This is a genomic window from Microvirga sp. 2MCAF35, from assembly GCF_052115545.1.
In the GTDB taxonomy this organism is placed as follows: domain Bacteria; phylum Pseudomonadota; class Alphaproteobacteria; order Rhizobiales; family Beijerinckiaceae; genus Microvirga.
On the sequence record NZ_JBFRGW010000011.1, the window covers coordinates 15,126 to 34,131 of the forward strand.

The 19,006-nt window shown below is 62.3% G+C and carries 17 protein-coding genes; 7 read left to right on the forward strand and 10 right to left on the reverse strand.

Features of this window, described 5'->3' with window-relative positions:
* Window positions 1-231: 231 nt before the first annotated feature.
* From AB4097_RS07860 to AB4097_RS07870, 3 genes are all read left to right on the forward strand, one after another.
* Window positions 232-855: a TRAP transporter small permease subunit gene (locus AB4097_RS07860; RefSeq protein WP_442038194.1), complete on the forward strand. Its 624-nt coding sequence runs from the start codon at window positions 232-234 to the stop codon at window positions 853-855.
* A 40-nt stretch (window positions 856-895) separates the two neighbouring features.
* Window positions 896-2,797, forward strand: coding sequence for a TRAP transporter large permease (locus AB4097_RS07865; RefSeq protein ID WP_442038196.1), 1,902 nt, complete (start codon window positions 896-898; stop codon window positions 2,795-2,797).
* A 359-nt stretch (window positions 2,798-3,156) separates the two neighbouring features.
* On the forward strand, window positions 3,157-4,668 hold the full coding sequence (locus AB4097_RS07870; protein WP_442038198.1) for an HWE histidine kinase domain-containing protein: 1,512 nt from the start codon (window positions 3,157-3,159) through the stop codon (window positions 4,666-4,668).
* Window positions 4,669-4,766: 98 nt separating this feature from the next.
* On the opposite strand, the gene AB4097_RS07875 is transcribed toward AB4097_RS07870, so the two are convergent.
* Entirely contained in the window at window positions 4,767-5,114 is a 348-nt protein-coding gene (locus AB4097_RS07875) for an ArsC family reductase (RefSeq protein WP_442038200.1), read from the reverse strand.
* Window positions 5,115-5,291: 177 nt separating this feature from the next.
* Between AB4097_RS07875 and AB4097_RS07880 the strand changes: the two genes are divergently transcribed.
* Window positions 5,292-5,945, forward strand: coding sequence for a DUF2971 domain-containing protein (locus AB4097_RS07880; RefSeq protein WP_442038202.1), 654 nt, complete (start codon window positions 5,292-5,294; stop codon window positions 5,943-5,945).
* A gap of 23 nt (window positions 5,946-5,968) precedes the next feature.
* Here the strand turns inward: AB4097_RS07880 and AB4097_RS07885 are convergent, their stop codons facing one another.
* The 3 genes from AB4097_RS07885 to AB4097_RS07895 all read right to left on the reverse strand — a co-directional run bounded on the left by AB4097_RS07885 (window position 5,969) and on the right by AB4097_RS07895 (window position 9,785).
* Window positions 5,969-6,346, reverse strand: coding sequence for a hypothetical protein (locus AB4097_RS07885; RefSeq protein WP_442038204.1), 378 nt, complete (start codon window positions 6,344-6,346; stop codon window positions 5,969-5,971).
* A gap of 530 nt (window positions 6,347-6,876) precedes the next feature.
* Complete coding sequence (guaA, locus tag AB4097_RS07890) at window positions 6,877-8,433, reverse strand: glutamine-hydrolyzing GMP synthase (RefSeq protein ID WP_442038206.1); 1,557 nt, start codon at window positions 8,431-8,433, stop codon at window positions 6,877-6,879.
* A 53-nt stretch (window positions 8,434-8,486) separates the two neighbouring features.
* Window positions 8,487-9,785 (reverse strand): RsmB/NOP family class I SAM-dependent RNA methyltransferase, encoded by a 1,299-nt coding sequence (locus AB4097_RS07895; RefSeq protein ID WP_442038208.1) that lies wholly within the window; start codon window positions 9,783-9,785, stop codon window positions 8,487-8,489.
* A 122-nt stretch (window positions 9,786-9,907) separates the two neighbouring features.
* On the opposite strand from AB4097_RS07895, the gene AB4097_RS07900 reads away from it, so the two are divergent.
* Entirely contained in the window at window positions 9,908-10,057 is a 150-nt protein-coding gene (locus AB4097_RS07900) for a hypothetical protein (RefSeq protein ID WP_442038210.1), read from the forward strand.
* Window positions 10,058-10,098: 41 nt separating this feature from the next.
* Here the strand turns inward: AB4097_RS07900 and AB4097_RS07905 are convergent, their stop codons facing one another.
* Together AB4097_RS07905 and guaB are read right to left on the reverse strand one after the other, a co-directional pair.
* Entirely contained in the window at window positions 10,099-10,530 is a 432-nt protein-coding gene (locus tag AB4097_RS07905) for an MAPEG family protein (protein WP_442038212.1), read from the reverse strand.
* A gap of 20 nt (window positions 10,531-10,550) precedes the next feature.
* A complete protein-coding gene (guaB, locus tag AB4097_RS07910; RefSeq protein WP_442038214.1) occupies window positions 10,551-12,044 on the reverse strand; it encodes an IMP dehydrogenase in 1,494 nt (497 codons plus the stop codon).
* Between the two features lie 288 nt (window positions 12,045-12,332).
* Here guaB and AB4097_RS07915 point away from each other — a divergent pair, with 288 nt between their 5' ends.
* Both AB4097_RS07915 and AB4097_RS07920 read left to right on the forward strand, forming a co-directional pair.
* A complete protein-coding gene (locus tag AB4097_RS07915; protein WP_442038216.1) occupies window positions 12,333-13,769 on the forward strand; it encodes a DHA2 family efflux MFS transporter permease subunit in 1,437 nt (478 codons plus the stop codon).
* Between the two features lie 45 nt (window positions 13,770-13,814).
* A complete protein-coding gene (locus tag AB4097_RS07920; protein ID WP_442038218.1) occupies window positions 13,815-14,690 on the forward strand; it encodes a dienelactone hydrolase family protein in 876 nt (291 codons plus the stop codon).
* Between the two features lie 163 nt (window positions 14,691-14,853).
* Here AB4097_RS07920 and AB4097_RS07925 read toward each other — a convergent pair whose 3' ends face one another.
* From AB4097_RS07925 to AB4097_RS07940, 4 genes are all read right to left on the reverse strand, one after another.
* Entirely contained in the window at window positions 14,854-15,789 is a 936-nt protein-coding gene (locus tag AB4097_RS07925) for a Gfo/Idh/MocA family protein (protein ID WP_442038220.1), read from the reverse strand.
* A 40-nt stretch (window positions 15,790-15,829) separates the two neighbouring features.
* Entirely contained in the window at window positions 15,830-16,528 is a 699-nt protein-coding gene (locus tag AB4097_RS07930; protein ID WP_442038222.1) for an RlmE family RNA methyltransferase, read from the reverse strand.
* Window positions 16,525-17,658, reverse strand: a complete 1,134-nt coding sequence (locus AB4097_RS07935) for a Ppx/GppA phosphatase family protein (RefSeq protein ID WP_442038224.1) — start codon at window positions 17,656-17,658, stop codon at window positions 16,525-16,527. Before AB4097_RS07935 ends, AB4097_RS07930 begins: the two co-directional genes overlap by 4 nt.
* A gap of 98 nt (window positions 17,659-17,756) precedes the next feature.
* Window positions 17,757-18,941, reverse strand: a complete 1,185-nt coding sequence (locus AB4097_RS07940; protein WP_442038226.1) for an aminotransferase — start codon at window positions 18,939-18,941, stop codon at window positions 17,757-17,759.
* Between the last annotated feature and the right edge of the window lie 65 nt (window positions 18,942-19,006).

Genomic DNA, 19,006 nt, shown 5'->3' on the forward strand with positions numbered 1-19,006 from the left:
CCGACGGAAGACGCAGCCTGGGCGAAAAACCTGAATGCCACAGACGCAAGTTTCCCATCGCGGTCAAACCTTTGGACTGCCTAAACTTTTAACAATAGGCTATCTTGCAGCACGAAAATTTCTCCGCTACGGACCGCGCAAACCTTGCTTTCGACTAAAACGGCACTAGCGATACCGCCCGAAGTCCGGTAGCTAGGCCGCAATATTTCAACAAGTTTCAGGGGGAGACAGGTGACGGCACTTCTTGGGCTATCCCGTGTCATCGACTCGATCAACGAACGCCTCGGCAAAGTCGCGGCCTGGGCCATCGTGGTAGCGATCCTGGTCTCGGCCATCAATGCCATCATCCGGCGCGTATTCGGCGTCTCGTCCAATGCCTGGCTCGAGCTGCAATGGTACCTGTTCGGCGCCGTGTTCATGCTCTGCGCCGCATGGACCCTGAAGGCGAACGAGCACATCCGCATCGACATCGTCTCGAGCAGGCTGTCGAAGCGCGGCCGGGACAGGATCGACGTGTTCGGCCACGTCTTCTTCCTGTTCCCTTTCGTGGCCCTGCTGCTCTGGCTGTGCATCCCCTACTTCATCAATTCGTATCGCTCCGGCGAGGTCTCGTCGAATGCCGGTGGCCTGCTGATATGGCCGGCCAAGGGCCTCATTCTGCTGGGCTTCATCTCGATGTTCTTCCAGTGGCTGAGCGAGCTGATCAAGCGCGTGGCCATCTTGAACGGCAAGCTCGCGGATGAAGAGGCCAGCGGCCACAGCGTCGAGGCCGAGGCCGAGCGCCTCATCCAGGAGATCGGCACCGTCAACACGCCCGGCGCGGGCGGCACGCCCCCCGGCGACGGCGTCAGCTGATTCCCGGCGCCTGCCTTTTTAGTTTTCGGAGTTTCCGTCAATGGCTGCATTGATTGCCCAGAACCTCGCGCCGATCATGTTCGCGGCGCTCGTGGTTTTCCTCCTGCTCGGCTACCCAGTCGCCTTCGCCCTGGCGGCCAACGGCCTTCTGTTCTTCTTCGTCGCGGTGGAACTCGCTCCCTATGCGCCCGACACCATCACCCTCTCCTGGCCGCTCCTGCAGGCCCTGCCCGACCGCATCTTCGGCACCATGTCGAACGAGGTGCTGCTGGCGGTCCCGTTCTTCACCTTCATGGGATTGGTGCTCGAACGCTCCGGCATGGCGGAGGACCTGCTCGACACCATCGGCCAGCTCTTCGGGCCCGTGCGCGGCGGCCTCGCCTATGCGGTGGTCTTCGTGGGCGCGCTGCTGGCCGCCACCACCGGCGTCGTGGCCGCCTCCGTGATCTCGATGGGCCTGATCTCCCTGCCGATCATGCTGCGCTACGGCTATGACCGCCGCCTCGCCTCAGGTGTGATCGCAGCCTCGGGCACGCTCGCCCAGATCATCCCGCCCTCTCTCGTTCTCATCGTCATGGCCGACCAGCTCGGCCGCTCGGTGGGCGACATGTATGAGGGTGCGTTCCTGCCCGGCCTGATCCTGACGGCGCTCTATGCCGGCTACATCATGCTGATGTCGATCATCTTCCCGAAATCGGCGCCCGGCCTTCCTCCGGAAGCCATCGGTTACCGCGAGCCCGACGGCGCACGCGGCGTGTGGCAGCTCGGCATCCTGGTCATCTTCTCCGGCCTCATCGGCTACTATGTCCTGTCGCAGACCGGCACGAAGGCTGGTGCGGACTTCGTCATCCTGACGATCTGCGTGGCCACCGTGGTGGCTCTGATCTGCGCCCTCATGAACAAGATGCTCGGCGCCAAGCGCATCGCCATCTCGGCTGTCCTGACGGCCATTCTCGTCGGTGTCTATGCCTATCTGCACAGCCAGAACCACGAGGGTCTTGCGCTCGCTTTCGAGATGATCCTCGCCGGTGCGATCTACGCGCTCCTCGTCGGCATCATCGAGCGCTTCACCGGGCTGCGTCTCATGTCGAACATGGCCCAGCAGGTCACCTTCGTGATGGTGCCCCCGCTCCTGCTGATCTTCCTCGTGCTCGGCACCATCTTCATCGGCCTCGCGACGCCGACGGAAGGCGGCGCCATGGGTGCGCTGGGCTCCGTGATCCTGGCCGCCATCAAGCGCAAGCTCGACAACAATCCGTCACGGTTCAATTGGACCCTGGTGCGTCAGGCCACGGAAGCAACCGCGAAACTCTCCGCCTTCGTGCTCTTCATCCTGATCGGCGCCCGCGTGTTCTCGCTCACCTTCTACGGCGTGAACGGCCACATCTGGGTCGAGCACCTGCTCACTTCGCTTCCGGGCGGACAGGTCGGCTTCCTGATCGTCGTCAACCTGCTGGTGTTCTTCCTGGCCTTCTTCCTCGATTACTTCGAGCTGGCCTTCATCATCATTCCGCTCCTCGGACCCGCGGCCGACAAGCTCGGCATCGACCTGATCTGGTTCGGCGTGATCCTGGCCGTGAACATGCAGACCTCGTTCATGCACCCGCCCTTCGGCTTCGCCCTCTTCTTCCTGCGCTCGGTGGCCCCCAAGGTGCCTTATATCGACCGCTTGACGGGCAAGAAGATGGAGCCGGTGACCACAGGACAGATCTACCAGGGCGCTATTCCCTTCGTGATCATCCAGCTCATCATGGTCGGTATCGTGATCACATTCCCGGGCATCGTCACGCACTACAAGGGGGCGGGCCCGACCGTCGACCCTGCAGCGGTGCAGAAGAAGCTCGACGAGCTTCTGGTCCCAGGCCTCGGTGCTCCAGGGGCTCCCGGCGAGCCAGGCGGCCTCCCCGGCCTGAACTTCGACGAGCCGCCGAAGATCCAGTAAGGACGGCTCACAGGGACAGCGAAAAAGGCGGGCTTTGCGGCCCGCCTTTTGTTTTGTCGGGATCGCCACTCTGCCCATTCCAGAGGAAAGCGGGATCTTCGGGAGAGTCACAGCCAGAGTCGTCCTACCGCAGCTATCTTTCCATTATAATGTTTTATTGCCACAAAAATGGCCCGTTTTCCTGATCAGATATAACAACTCAATAATCAATCGCCAGCAAAAGAACTACAAGCGTAGCGAAGCATTGATACCTATCGACGAAAGCTGATTGACGTCAAATCCTGCATCTTGGGACAGGTACAATGTGATATTTGACTTAACCGGCAATATCCGGGGCATTACGACAAGGCTTTGATGCAGTGTGGGAGAGCCAGGACGATCCGAAGAACCTGTTCGACCTCTTGTCGACTGCGTTTCTCTTGATTGACCGAAACCAGAACTGTGCCGGTATGAATGCCGCAGCCGAGACGCTGACAGGCTACTCTTCGCGTGAATTGCAGGGTCGCTCATTGCGGGAGATCCTGCTCCCCGGCAGACTCGGGAACGTCTCTGCATCCCATGACAAATCGCTCTTGGAGCATCCGCATCTCATTGATCATGAGCTGAAGGGAGAGGCGGTTTTCCGCCACAAGAACGGAACTCCTCTTCCGGTGACCTTCAGGGCTTGTCCTTTCCAAGATAGAAGCCAGATTGTCTCCGGTACCCTCCTCGAGGTTCATGCCCTGGACTTCAATGAGCCCCAAGCAACGCTACGCAAGCGCTCCGAAAGGCTCCAGGCCCTCGCCAGCGCCTCTCTTGCCATCACAGCGGCCGCCTCGCTCGAGGAATTGCTCACCAGCGTCACGAAGGCCGCTCAGGAAATTGTCGGTGTGCATCAAGCGACCGTCGGATTTCTTCGAAACAACAGCTGGAGTTCACTCATCGCCGTCAACCTCATGTCCGACAAGTACAAGGAATGGAAGGACTTCAAGGCCTCTCCCCATGGTTCGGGAATTTACACGATGATCGGCGAGGCCAATAAGCCGATCCGCATGACGCAAGCCGAGCTTGAGGCACATCCGCGCTGGCGTGGCTTCGGTCAATATGCGAGCGCTCATCCCCCAATGAGAGGGTGGCTTGCGGCGCCTCTCGTCTGGAAGGACGACAGGATTCTGGGGCTCATCCAGCTTTCAGACAAAACGGATGGAAGCGAGTTCGATGCCGAGGACGAGGCCGTCATCGTCCAGCTTTCTCAACTCGCTTCCGTTGCCATCGAGCGTGTGCAGGCCGAGGAGCAGCAGCGGCTGCTCATCAACGAGTTGAACCATCGGGTTAAGAACACGCTCGCCACCGTTCAATCGATTGCTGCCCACACCCTGCGTAACACGCATATTCCAAGAACCGTGCATGAAGCCTTCCTGGGGCGGCTGATATCGCTCGCCCAATCCCATAATGTGTTGACGCGAGAAAACTGGGAGGGCGCGGAGCTGACCTCCGTGATTGAGGAAGCCATCAAGGCCTATCGCGGTGGATCGCCTGAGCGTCTCCACGTACGCGGTCCCAAGGTGCGCGTGAGCCCAAGAATGGTGCTTTCGCTTTCGATGGCGCTTTATGAGCTCGCCACCAACGCCGCGAAATACGGCGCACTCTCGAACGATAGCGGCGAGGTCGAAATCGTCTGGGTCTTGCGCAGTCCGTCTCCAGATGGTGAAGAGCGTCAGCTTCTCCTGTCCTGGCGGGAGCGCGGCGGGCCACCCGTGAAGCCCCCGACACACAAAGGCTTCGGCTCCCGCCTCATCGAACGTGGACTGGGCGCGGAGCTGGGCGGAAAGGCGCAGATATCCTACGATCCGACGGGAGTGTCGTGCGAGGTCATTCTGCCAATCGAGTGAAGCAGCACCTCGCGGATGCTCTGCCCTGAGATTCCGAAGGCTGCCGAGACCGACCGCGTCTGGCGGCCCATTGAAGGGCCGATCGAAACCTGACGCCTTTACCCAACCGCCTCTTCATAAAGCTCCGGCTTGAAGCCGACGAGAATGCGCCCGCCCAAGTCGAGCACGGGACGCTTGATCATCGAGGGCTGGTCGAGCATGAGCGCGAGCGCCTTCGGCTCGTCGAGCCCAGCCTTGTCCGCGTCAGGCAGCTTGCGGAAGGTGGTTCCCGCCCGGTTGAGAAGCGTCTCCCAGCCCACTTGGCGAGCCCAGGCTTCGAGCCCCGGGCGGTCGATGCCAGCCACCTTGTAGTCGTGAAAGGCATAAGGCACGTCCTTGGCCTCAAGCCAGGCACGCGCCTTCTTCATCGTGTCGCAATTCTTGATACCGTAGATCGTGACCGGCATCGCTTACTCCCATTCGATTGTTTCCGACCAGAAAAAGCTCATGTTTTCCAGCACTTAAAGATTGCCTGTGGATACGATACCATGAACCGTGCCATGGCCCGAAAACGCGATTCCGAGGTGGTTTAGCCGGCCGCTAGAAGGTACTCAATAGGGGGCTTATTGTCGGGAGAGGCTGAGTTGCGCGTCTATCACTTCATAGATCAAAAGTGGGGGCTGGATGACATCCGCAAGCGGCATCTCAAGGTCTCTCGCGTTCACGACCTGAACGACCCTTTCGAGTTCGAGATTGCGACCGCTGATAGAGAAGTGCGTAGAGCATTTAGAGCGGTTAAGGACTGGCTACACGAGTCCATCGGGATTCTATGCTTCAGCCGAGACTGGAAGAACCCAGTCCAGTGGGCGCACTATGCTGACCGGCATCGAGGACTATGCCTCGGATTCGATATCCCTGACGAACGACTTGACTCGGTACGATATAGCGCGATGCTGACCGAGCCGAGTGATGCCCTGCTTCGGAAAGCGGGAGATGATCGTTGGGAGCACTTCAAGCAGATCATCTCGACCAAGTACATTCACTGGCAATACGAGAATGAAGTGCGTGTCTACGTCGATCTCAGGGGTGAGAAGCCGGACGAAGAAGATCGCCACTTCACGGACTTCTCCGACGAGATCGCCTTGCGAGAGGTCATCGTAGGGCACCGTTCAACGCTGGCTAGGGACGAGCTGAAGGATGCGCTGGGCGACCAAGCGACCAGCGTGTCACTCTGCAAGGCGCGCCTAGCGTTCAAGTCATACTCAGTGGTCCCGCAGCTCAATCAGTCACTCTGGTAGTCGCTGCCATTCCAGTGCGGGCCTTAGTAGCTAGCCAGCAGCTCCCTTTGCCGGGCGATCCTTGCCGCTTCAGCAGCCACACGATCGCGCTCTTGTTTCGCTTCCCTATCCGCGATCTGGGCGCGGCGCTCTGCGACCAGTTTTGCAAAGTCATCCTGCCACCGGCCCTTGTGCAGCCAGCCGTACGTTTCGGTCCAGCCCGGCTGGCCGCCGGTGATGCCGTAGACCTCGACGGCATCAACGTTCAGCGGCGCGCAGTTGTGGTTTGGCTTGGCCTCGACGCCTTCCGGTAGCACGTAGACGTGGAAGGTCTTCCCTCGTCCGTGACTACTGGAAACCAGGTACAAACGGCCGTGCTGGCCGGTCTGGAAAAGTTGGGCGAATTCGCGTGCACCATTCATGATCTCTCCTTTGTGGGTTGTTGACGGAGAGAATTGTACCGCTGCCGAGCCGTGCGCGTGATTGATAGTTCCTATCGGAAATTGCGGTTCGATTTAGAAACCAGTGGCTATTGATGATGCGGCCACATCATCAACGGCGTCAGAACCCGGAAACCGCCCCAAGTACCTGTAGATGCTTCGCTATTCATGATTTTCCGGAAAATCCGATCGACCCGCGATACCATGATTTGAAAACGCGCGAAAACCAGTGTTATTCCGTTACTCGGCAAGGCTTTGCGCGTTTCCGATACCATGACCGCTGTACTTTAGGTGCTTTGGTATCAAGCACATTTGGCGAGGGCGTAGGATCCCGTACCATCAATAGTGCCAAGAAAAACTCGGCCTCCTTCGCGTTTTACCTGGTTTTACTCGCTGCCGGGACTTTCAGATCAGTGACGGCTAGACATGAAAAAAGCCCGCGATTCTGCGGGCTTGACTTCAATACTGTGCTTTTCTATGAGGTATTCCTGGTCTGATAGGAATATTTACCCCTACTCCCATTCGATAGTGCCGGGCGGCTTCGAGGTGATGTCGTAGGTGACGCGGTTGATGCCTTTCACCTCGTTGATGATGCGGGTCGCGACACGCCCGAGGAAACCCATGTCGAAGGGATAGAAATCCGCCGTCATGCCGTCGATGGAGGTCACGGCGCGGAGCGCACAGACGTGGTCGTAGGTGCGCGCGTCACCCATGACGCCGACAGTCTTAACCGGCAGGAGCACCGCGAAAGCCTGCCAGATCTCGTCGTAAAGGCCGGCATTGCGGATCTCCTCGAGGTAGATCGCGTCGGCCTTGCGCAGGATGTCGAGTTTTTCGCGCGTGATTTCGCCGGGAACGCGGATGGCGAGGCCCGGGCCCGGGAACGGGTGGCGGCCCACGAAGGCGTCCGGCAGGCCGAGCTCACGGCCGAGCACCCTCACCTCGTCCTTGAACAGCTCACGCAGGGGTTCCACGAGCTTCATCTTCATGCGCTCGGGCAGGCCGCCCACATTGTGGTGGCTCTTGATGGTGACCGAAGGTCCGCCCGTGAAGGAGACGCTCTCGATCACGTCGGGATAGAGTGTGCCTTGAGCCAGGAAGTCCGCACCGCCGATCTTCTTGGCCTCCTCATCGAACACGTCGATGAAAAGCTTGCCGATGGTCTTGCGCTTGACCTCAGGGTCGGACACGCCTTCGAGCGCGCCGATGAACAGATCTTGCGCCTGCACGTGCACGAGCGGGATATTGTAGTGGTCGCGAAAGAGGGTGACTACCTGCTCGGCTTCCGCAGCGCGAAGCAGGCCGTGATCGACGAACACGCAGGTGAGCTGGTCGCCGATGGCCTCGTGGATCAGCACGGCCGCCACGGCGGAATCGACGCCGCCGGACAGTCCGCAGATCACCCGACCGGTGCCGACCTGGGCGCGGATACGCTCGATAGCCTCCTCGCGGAAGGCCTTCATGGTCCAGTCGCCCTTGCAGCCGGCGATGTCACGCACGAAGTTGCGGATGAGCTGCGCGCCCTGCGGTGTGTGCACCACCTCCGGGTGGAACTGCACCGCATAGAATTTCCGTTCCTCGTCAGCCACCGCCGCGAAGGGTGCGTTCTCGGAGATCGCCAGCACCTCGAAGCCCTGCGGCAGCTTGGTGACCCGATCGCCGTGGCTCATCCACACGGGATATTTCTTGCCGACCTGCCAGACGCCCTGGAACAGCGGGCTCTCCGTCAGCACCTCGACCTCGGCGCGGCCGAATTCAGAATGGTGCCCGCTCTCCACCTCACCGCCGAGCTGCGCCGCCATGGTCTGCTGGCCGTAGCAGATGCCGAAGACGGGAAGATCCGTATCGAAAAGCTCCTGCGGGGCACGCGGCGACGCATCCGTCGTCACCGATTCCGGTCCTCCCGAGAGGATCACGCCCTTGGGCTTCATGGTCCGGATCGCCTCGGCGGCCTTCTGGAACGGCACCACCTCCGAATAGACGCCATCCTCCCGCACGCGCCGTGCGATGAGCTGGGTCACCTGGGAGCCGAAATCGACGATGAGGATTTTATCGTGGGTCTGGGTCATGGCGGGTTCTTACGGCCTTCGGTGTCAGAACAACAATCGAAATATGAGGCTTTTCATGGGTTTCGCACCAGGATCGCGGCGTAAAAGCCGTCGGTCCCGGTCTTGTGCGGGGTCAGCTGGAGCCCATGGACGGTCGGACGGACAAGACCTTTCAGATGGCCGAGCTGCGCCGCCTCCAAGGCCTTGCCGACAGGCATGGGCCTGAAGCCGTCGTGGCGCTCCATGAAGGCCGACAGCGCGTCGTCGTTCTCTTCCGGAAGGATCGAGCAGGTGATGTAGACGATGCGCCCGCCCGGTTTCACCAGCCGGGCCGCCCGGTCGAGGACCGCGTCCTGTTCCTTGCGCCGGGTCTCCAGGCTGCCAGGGCGCAGGCGCCACTTCGCATCCGGGTTGCGCCGCCAGGTGCCGACGCCCGTGCAGGGTGCGTCCACCAGAACGCAATCGATCTTCCCGTCGAGATCCGTCACCGCATCGGCCTTCGCCCTCGGGGTCCGCACCTGGACATTGCGCACCCCTGCCCGCGCCAACCGGTCGTGGATCGGTGCCAGTCGGCGGGCATCGTTGTCGGTAGCGTAGATCTGGCCGTGGTTCTCCATCATGGCCGCCAGCGCCAGGGTCTTGCCGCCGCCGCCGGCGCAGAGATCGACCACCTGCTCGCCGGGCTTGACGCCGGACAGGAGCGCCACGAGCTGCGAGCCCTCATCCTGGATCTCGATCCAGCCTTTCAGGAACTCGGGTTCGGATTGCACGGCCGGACCGCGTCCATCCTCGCTCGGGGCAATGCGCAATCCTAGCGGCGAGAGCGGCGTCTCGACGGCGCCCAAATGCGGCAGGGCATCGTGCGCCTCCTCGCGAGAGGAAACCTTTAGGGTATTCACCCGCAGATCCAGCGGGGCGCGGGTGGTGAGGGCCTGCATCTCAGGCACGAGATCTTCCCCGAAGAGGTGCTGGAGCGAAGGCTCGATCCAGTCCGGGAAGTCGCCGGCTACATGCGCCGGCGCGCCGCTGAGATCGGCCTTCTCCAGACGCTCCCGCTCGTCGGCCAAGAGGGGGGCAGGCGCGAAACGTTCGCCCGAGAAAAGCGCCGCGATGGCATCGGGTGTCATGTTTCGCTGGAGCTTCAGCATGCCGAGCACGACCGCGCGAGGCGTCGCCTCGCCCATGATCCAGGCGGCAGAGGACTTCCGGCGCAGGGCGTCATAGACGAGGCTCGCGATGGCGGCTCGATCCTTGGACCCGGCGAAACGATGGGACAGGCCCCAATCCTTCAGGGCGTCGGTCGCCGGACGGCGGCGGGCCTCGATATCGGCCAGAACCTCGATGGCGGCGGAGATGCGTGCGGCAGGTGTCATCGAAAAAGCACACTCAAGCTTGGCCGTAGAAACGACACATTGTTTCCTATTTTCCGTCCTCATCGAGAGTGGATGGTGAGGGTGCGTGCATTCCGCACGATTCCTCTTTGGAGCCACTCTCTATGTTGACCCGACTGACCCGCGGCCTCGTTGCCGTCGGCCTTACCCTGACCATCGCTGCCTGCGCAACGGCCCCGGCTGCCGACCTCACTCCGCCCCCGATGAAGCAGATGGATGCCAAGACCCAGCTCGAGAGCGGCCGGAAGTACTAATGCGATGGGCGGGATGGGTACAGCGCCCATCCCGCCTGTTCCTAAACGCCCGTCTCGGCCGCCAGCACCCGAATGCCGAAGATGACCCACATGGCGACTAGGATCAGCACCCCGACCACGAAGGCCTGAAAGCGCAAGGGCACCTTGTTGGACGTCGTGTGGATTGCTGCATGGACGAGGCGGCTTGCCACGAACATCCAGGACATCACCACGAAGAGCATATCGGCCTTGCGGGTGATCAGCGCCAGCACCACCAGCACGTAGAACAGGACCGGCAACTCGAACTGATTGTGGTACGAGTTCTGGACCTGAAGAATGCGCGTAGGCCAGTTGCGCTCGCCCAAGGCGATATCCTTCACCTTCACGTCGCCGGCCCGAAGGCTGCCCAGTCGCGAACTGCCCATCCAAAGCAGCAGCAGGATGGTCATCGCGACCTGGACATAGACGGGGAGAAGGATGGCGGTGATGCTCATGGGTAAAACTCGACTCAAGCTTAGCTACGAGTCGGGTAATTAGGGCTTTCCCGGGTGATCGTCACGTCATGGACATGGCTTTCACGAAGACCAGCGCTTGTGATGCGGATGAACTTGGCCTTTTCCTGGAACTCCGGCAGGTTCGCGGCGCCCACATAGCCCATGGAGGCACGAAGGCCACCGGTGAGCTGGTGCAGCACGGCCGAAACCGGTCCCTTGTAGGCCACCTGCCCCTCGATGCCTTCCGGCACGAGCTTGAGGGTGTCGCGCACCTCCGCTTGGAAGTAGCGGTCCGCCGACCCGCGGGCCATGGCACCGACCGAGCCCATCCCGCGATAGGACTTGTAGGAGCGGCCCTGGTAGAGGAACACCTCGCCCGGGGTCTCGTCCGTGCCGGCGAGCAGCGAGCCCACCATGGCGCAGGAGGCTCCGGCCGCGAGGGCCTTGGCGAGATCGCCCGAGAACTTGATGCCGCCGTCGGCGATCACCGGGACGTCGGCCTGCGAAGCGGCCTCGACGGCCTCCATGATGGCCGTGAGCTGGGGCACGCCGACGCCCGCCACGATCCGAGTGGTGCAGATCGAGCCGGGGCCGATGCCGACCTTGATCGCATCCGCGCCCGCATCGATGAGCGCCTGTGCGCCTTCCCGGGTCGCCACATTGCCGGCCACGACCTGGACGGCGTTGGAGAGCTTCTTCACGCGAGTGACGCTGTCCAGAACCTTCACCGAGTGGCCATGGGCGGTATCGACCACCACCACGTCGCAACCCGCATCGATGAGGCGCTCGGCGCGCTCAAAGCCCTGCTCGCCCGTCGTCGTGGCGGCGGCAACCAGAAGGCGGCCCTGCGCGTCCTTGGCGGCGTTCGGGTAGGCGACCTGCTTCTCGATGTCCTTCACGGTGATCAGGCCGATGCAGCGGTAATGATCGTCGACGACCAGGAGCTTCTCGATGCGGAACTGGTGCAGGAGGCGGCGGGCCTCGTCCTGGCTCACGCCCTCGCGGACAGTGATCAGCCGGTCCTTGGTCATCAGCTCGGAGACCTTCTGGCCGGGATTGTTGGCGAAGCGCACGTCACGGTTGGTCAGGATGCCGACGAGCTTGCCCTTGGTGCCGCCGGGGCCGCGCTCCACCACCGGAATGCCAGAAATGCCGTGATGCTTCATCATGGCAAGGGCTTCAGCCAGGGTCTCGTCGGGATGAATGGTGATCGGGTTCATCACCATGCCGGACTCGTAGCGCTTCACGAGGCGGACCTGCTCGGCCTGGGCCTCCGGCTCGAGATTGCGGTGGATCACACCCAGGCCGCCGTTCTGAGCCATGGCGATGGCCATGCGGGCTTCCGTCACCGTGTCCATGGCGGAGGCGATGATCGGCATGTTGAGGCGGATGGTCCGTGTCAGCCGGGTCGCCACGTCGACGTCGCCGGGCAGGACTTCGGAGCGGCCGGGCCGGAGGAGCACGTCATCGAAGGTCAGTCCTTCGATGAACTTATCGGCAAATACAGAGGCCATAACCAACTCCTTCAGGGGTGCGGATTTAAGAGAATAACGCTTTGGCGAGTTGGCACGGGTCCGTAGCACGGGCCTGTCAATTAGCAAAGGGTCGAGTGTCGCTTCTCCAGAAGACCTGCCTTGCGCCTTTTCGCTCTTTGCAAGGGAGGTAACGAGCGCTAAGGCATCGATCCCAAAAGTGGATTTGCACTTTTGGGATCGATCCGATGCCTCTTTTTTAACCCGCGCATCGTTCTTTGCGGAAAACCGGGTCCACTTTTCCGCACGATGCGCTAAGTCCCACGAGTCATGCGTCAATCCCGTCTTCTCCCGCTGATCATCGCCACAGCCCTGTTCATGGAGAACACGGATTCGACGGTGATCTCGACGTCCCTGCCGATGATCGCACAAAGCCTGGGGACGGACCCGATTGCCCTCAAGCTGGCCCTGACCTCCTATCTGGTCAGCCTCGCCATCTTCATCCCGATCTCCGGCTGGATGGCGGACAAGTATGGTGCTCGCACGATCTTCACGGTCGCCATCGGGGTGTTCATGGCGGGCTCCCTCGCCTGCGCGGCCTCCAACTCCCTCGAATGGTTCGTGATCGCCCGGTTCGTCCAGGGAGCCGGCGGGGCCATGATGGTGCCCGTGGGCCGCCTCGTGCTTCTTCGAAGCGTCCCTCGCACCGAGGTGGTGCAGGCTCTCGCGACCCTGACGATCCCGGCTCTCGTCGGGCCGATCATCGGGCCACCGCTCGGGGGCTTCATCACCACATATTTCCATTGGCGCTGGATCTTCTTCATCAACATCCCCATCGGCATTCTCGGCATCGTGCTGGCGACGATGTTCGTGCCGAACATCAAAGAAGAGGACACGCCGCCGCTGGATTTCATCGGCTTCCTGCTTTCGGGATTCGGCTTCGCCCTGCTCATGCTCGGCTTCGCCTCGGGCGGGCGGCATCTGATCCCGGAGGAGATCTCACTCGGCTGCGTCGTGATCGGCGCGATCTGCCTCGTCCTCTACGTCTTCCATGCGCGGCGCACGCCCTATCCGGTCCTGCGTCTCAGCCTGCTGAAGATCCCGACCTTCCGCATCAGCGTGGTGGGCGGTTTCCTCTTCCGCGTCGGCATCGGGGCGATACCGTTCCTTCTGCCCCTGATGCTGCAGGTGGGCTTCGGTTTGAGCCCCCTCGCCTCCGGCTCGCTGACGTTCATCGCGGCCGTGGGCGCGCTGTTCATGAAGACCATGGCCAAGCGCATCCTGGAGCGGACGGGTTTCCGCCGCCTCCTCACGATCAACGCCTTCATCGGGGCTGCCTTCGTGGCCGCCAACGGCTTCTTCACGCCCGAGACCCCCCATTGGCTGATGATGATCATCCTGCTGGTCGGCGGCTGCTTCCGGTCGCTCCAGTTCACGAGCCTCAACGCCATCGGTTATGCGGAGATCTCCAACCGGGAGATGAGTTACGCCACCAGCCTGTCGAGCGCCCTGCAGCAGGTTTCCCTCAGCATCGGCGTGGCCTTCGGGGCTTTCGTGCTGGAAACGGCGGCCGGCCTAGACGGAAATCCAGCCATCACAGCCTCCGATTTCGGCCCAGCCTTCTGGGCGGTTGCGACCGTGTCCGCTCTGGCAGGTTTCGTTTTCATCGGCCTGTCGCCAACGGCCGGCGCCGAGATGTCGGGACACAAGATTGTGAAGGCCAAACCGGCCTCTGCCGGCCTCGGGGACGGTATTTCGGGCCGCTAGGCTGCGCTACCTTCGCGTCGGGAACGAACGCATCGGATGAGCCCGATGCCTAGGAGGCCGCCCGTGGATCAGCGCATCATCGACCTTTACGACGACTTCACCCATGGCGGCATGAGCCGCCGGAGCTTTCTCGACAAACTCGCCGCGCTGGCCGGCAGCAGCGCCGCAGCGACGACCGTGCTGACGGTCCTGCAGAGCAACTATGCCAAGGCCCAGACCGTCCAGGAGAACGATCCGAGGATTATTGCCGAGACCGTCGACGTTCCAGGTGTCCCAGGTCTCAAGGGCTATCTCGTGAAGCCGAGGGATGCCACGGGCAGGCTGCCGACCGTCATCGTCATCCATGAGAACCGGGGCCTCAACCCGCATATCAAGGACGTGACCCGGCGGGTGGCGACGCAGGGCTTCATCGCGCTCGGCCTCGATTGTCTCTCCCCCATGGGCGGCACGCCCGCCGACGAGGATAAGGGCCGCGAGATGATCGGCCAGCTCAAGACACCGGACGTGACCGCCTACGGGAAGGCGGCGGTGGCCTACCTGAAGGGGCGCCCGGACAGCAACGGCAAGGTCGGAGCCATCGGCTTCTGCTGGGGCGGCGGCGCGGTCAATAACCTTGCCGTCAACGAACCCAACCTCAACGCGGGCGTGGCCTATTACGGCGGCCAGCCCAACCCCGAAGACGTCCCGAAGATCAATGCCGCTATGATGCTGCACTATGGTGGGCTCGACGAGCGCATCAATGCGGGCATCCCGGCCTACGAGGCGGCTCTGAAAAAGGCAGGCAAGACCTACGAGATCTACGTCTACGAGGGAGCCAACCACGCCTTCAACAACGACACCGGCGCCGCCCGATACAACAAGGAAGCGGCGGAACTGGCCTGGGGCCGCACGATAGCGTTTCTCAAGAAGTACCTGGCTTAGGAGTCCCCTCCTCGTCACGGCCGGGCTTGTCCCGGCCATCTCGATCCTGTGAAGCGCGGCGCGTTTCCAATCGGGATCACCGGCACAAGGCCGGTGATGACGGGGAGGTTAATTCTGGCCCAATTCCGGATTTCGCTACACCTCATCCGGAGTGATGGATGTATTAATCCTCGAAAGCGTCCACCTGCACCCGCTTTCCGATCATGAAGGCATCGCCCACGAGGCGGAATGGGGCGTCGTCCACCTCCGATTGGCCGGAGTTCAGCAAGTCGTCGAAACGGCGATAGATCCCCTGATATTCGGCAGGCTCCTCCTGCACCATGAGCTTTCCGCCGATCTCCAGGCAGCTGCCGCCGTGACTCAGCTTGAGGCTCAAGCCAGCCTCCGTCTCCACCTCGATGTCCCAGGTCTGCGGGCCGGTCTGGCGCCAGTCGAACACGGCTTGCAGATCGCCCTGGCCGTGGCTCATGGAAAACGTGAGATGTGCGGCGATCGGGGCATCACGGTTGGCGGGGAACTCCAGGTTCGACGCCTTGATGAAGACAGGCTCGGGCATGATGCGGGTGACGATGGAAAGGGCGTTGATCCCCGGATCGAACACGCCGAATCCACCAGCCTGCCAGATCCATTGCTGGCCTGGATGCCAGTGCCTGACATCTTCCTTCCAGGTCACCAGGAGGCGCTTGATCGTCCAGCCGGCGAGTGCCTTCTTCGCCTCCTCGACCGCCTTGTTGTACTGGGCGTGCCAGCTGGTGAAGACGACCTTGCCCACCTTGGCGGCGAGCTCCTTGAGATCCTGGAGTTCGCTCAAGGTGGCGGCAGGCGGCTTTTCCAGAAGCACGCTCTTTCCCGCCAGGAGCGCATCGCGGGCAATCTGGTGGCGCACCTGAGGCGGCGTGCAAATGGACACGGCCTCCACCTCGGGAATCTTCAGGAGGTCCCGATAATCCTGGAAACTGTACTTGGCCTCGTCCGGCTGCAACCCGCGCTGGCTGGCGACGGCCAGAAGCTCGAAATCCGGATTCGCCTTGATGACCGGCAGGTGCTGGTCCTGTGCGATCTTGCCGAGGCCGATGATGCCGATCTGATGCGGTGCCATGGTCGTTTCCTTATGCTCGAAGGCTTCGGGCAAGAACCCGTCAGGCGGCCGGCGTCTCGTCCCCCCGCCCCCGGAAACCGGTGGCCAGCACATAGAGTTCCGCCGAGTCGGCCCGGCTTGCCGCCGGCTTGACGTGACGCACGACCGCGAAGTCGCGCTTGAGATCGGCAAGCAGCTGGTTCTCGGTGCCGCCCTGGAAAACCTTGGCCACGAAGGCGCCGCCGGGGGCAAGGATTTCGCGGGCGAAATAGATCGCCGCCTCAGCCAGGCCGATGATGCGCAGGTGGTCGGTCTTCTTGTGACCCGTCGTGTTGGCGGCCATGTCGGACATGACCACATCGGCTGGGCCGCCGAGCATCTCGATCAGCTTGGCCGGCGCGCTCTCGTCCAGGAAATCGAGCTGGATGAACTCGACCCCCGCCATCGGGTCGATGGGAAGGAGGTCGATCCCGACGACCTTTCCGTTCGGCCCGACTTTCTTGGCGGCGATCTGAGACCAGCCGCCGGGCGCGGCGCCGAGATCGACGATACGCTGGCCTGGCTTCAGGATCTTATACTTGTCGTCGATCTCGATCAGCTTGAAGGCCGCGCGCGAGCGGTAGCCCTCGCGCTTCGCACGGGCCACATAAGGATCGTTGAGCTGACGCTCCAGCCACTTCTGGGACGAGAGGGACCGCTTGTTGGCGGTTTTCACGCGCTGCTTGAGATTGCGGACCCCGGAACCTGTCTTGGCGCTCACCGCTGGCCCCCTCGCCACACTGAATCCTCTCGCATCATCTTCATCAAAATTCCTTCGCGCAGTCCGCGATCCGCGATGCGCAGGCGCTCCGAGGGAAAAGCCCGCCGGATCGCTTCCAAAATGGCGCAGCCCGCGAGAACCAGATCCGCACGGTCCTTGCCGATGCAGGGGTTCTCGGCCCGCTGCGTGAAGTCCGAATGCAGCAGCCGCTGCATCACTGTCGAGATCTCGCCGTGGCGCATCCACATTCCATCGACCCGGCGCCGGTCGTAGCGCGCGAGGCCCAGGTGAATGCCCCCGACCGTGGTCACGGTTCCCGATGTTCCGAGCAGATGGAAGTTGTGCGCCCTCCCTGCCGGAGCCGCGACGAGGGCGAAGTCGAGCAGAAGCTCGGACACCTCCTCGACCATCCCCTCGAAAGTCTTGGGCGTGACGTCGATCCCGCCATAGCGCTCGGCCAGCGTGACCACACCGACGGGCAGCGAATCCCATGCGCGGATGCGCTTGCAGGGATCGGCGAAGGCATGCGGCGCCTGACCGTCGAGCCAGGCGATCTCCGTCGAGCCGCCACCGATATCGAACACGATGACCGAATGGGCCTTGGGATCGACCAGGGACGCGCAACCCGTGACGGCGAGGTAGGCTTCCGTCTTGCGATCGACAACCTCGAGTTCCAGGTCGAGCTCGTCGCGCACGCGCTCAATGAAGGACGGGCCGTTCTCGGCCAGCCGGCAGGCTTCCGTTGCCACGAGCCGCGCTCTGGCCACATCCTTCGCGGCCATCTTCTCACGGCAGACACGCAGCGCATCGAGGGTGCGCGAAATCGCGTCTTCGCTCAGGCGATTGCCGAGACCGAGACCTTCACCGAGCCGCACGATGCGCGAGAACGCATCGACGACACGAAAGCCGAAATGCGCAGGTTCCGCAATGAGAAGGCGACAGTTGTTCGTACCGAGATCGAGCGCCGCGTAGCTTCTCGAGGAACGCCGCCTGTAATCCGACCGTGATGACGAGGGGCGCTCCGCAACCAAGGCAGCGCCGTTTGCGGAACCGTGCAACGGCTCCGCATGTCGGTCTCCTGGTACTGCTGTCACGTCCACTTTGACGGTCAAAAACGAATCCCCGAGCATCCCTGCCGGATGCCTTGTCTGCAGGAGAGAGTAACCATCGCCCTAGCATCCTGCCAAGGGCACGCCCCCCAGATTGTGCCTCATCCTCACGGGGAGGGTCAGAGCGACAGACCGCGAAAGCGCTCCGTCAGACCGCTCAGGACATCGGCAGCCACATTGGCGATGGCGACACGCAGATGCCCCTCCTGACCGGGTCCGAAATAGCTTCCCGGGAGGCAGAGAACGCCCCGCTCCGTTGCGAGCTTTTCCGCCACATGTTGCGCCTTGGCCTCCGAGAACGGATGGCGCAGATAGGCGAAATAGGCCCCGACCGACTCAATCCTCCATTCCGGAAGAGGCGCCAGAGCCTCCTGAAAAACCTGTGCGCGCCGGTTGATCTCCGCCCGGTTGTCCTCGCGCCAGTCGCGCAGGGCATCGATGGCCCAGGGCAGCGCTGCTTGGGCGGTTCGCGGGGCACAGATCTGGATGCAGTCGAGAATCTTGGCGATCTGCTCGACGAGTTTGGCGTCGGCTGTGATGGCTCCGGTGCGGTGCCCCGGAATCGCGTAGGACTTCGAGAAGGAATAGAGCTGGATCACCGTGCCCCGCCACTCCTCGGACGTAAACAGCCCGTGCGCGCGGTTCATCTCCTGCGGCAGAAAATCCCGGTAAGTCTCGTCGATCACGAGGTAAATGCCGCGTCTGCGGCAGAGCTGCGCGAAAGCTTCGATGACATGAGCGGGATAGACGGCTCCGGTCGGATTGTTGGGCGTGACCAGCACGATGGCCCTGACCTTGTCGTTGATCAGCGCCTCCGCATCCTCCACGCGGGGCACGAAGCCGTTCTCAGGCCGGCAGGGCAGCGGGCGCGGCTCGATGCCGAGCATTTCGAGGGTCATCTGATGGTTGAAATACCAGGGCGTCGGCAGCAGCACCCCCTCGCCACGATGGGCGAGCAGCATCATGGCGGCGAAGAATGCCATGTTGCAACCGGCCGTGATCGCCGTGTCCTCGGAGGTGATCCGGCCCTCGTAGAGCCGGGAGAGATCGTCCGCATAGGCCTGGCGGAGATCCACATCGCCGTTGATGGGCCCATATTGCGAGCCCGCCGCCGACCCTGCCGCGGCGGCCATCCGCTCCAGCAGCTCCGCATGGGGCGCGTTGCCCGGAACGGCCTGAGACAGGTTGATCAGCGGCCCGAACGAGCCGTCATAGCGCCTGGTCCAGCTCTGAGCCTCGGGGATCGGAGGACTTCCCACATCCGCGACGAGGGGATTGATGGGATTCACAAGACCGCGCGCCATGTAACCGTTCGACTCCAAAATTTAAGGGCAGGACCTCCGGTGAGACTCCACCGAAACCTCCTGCC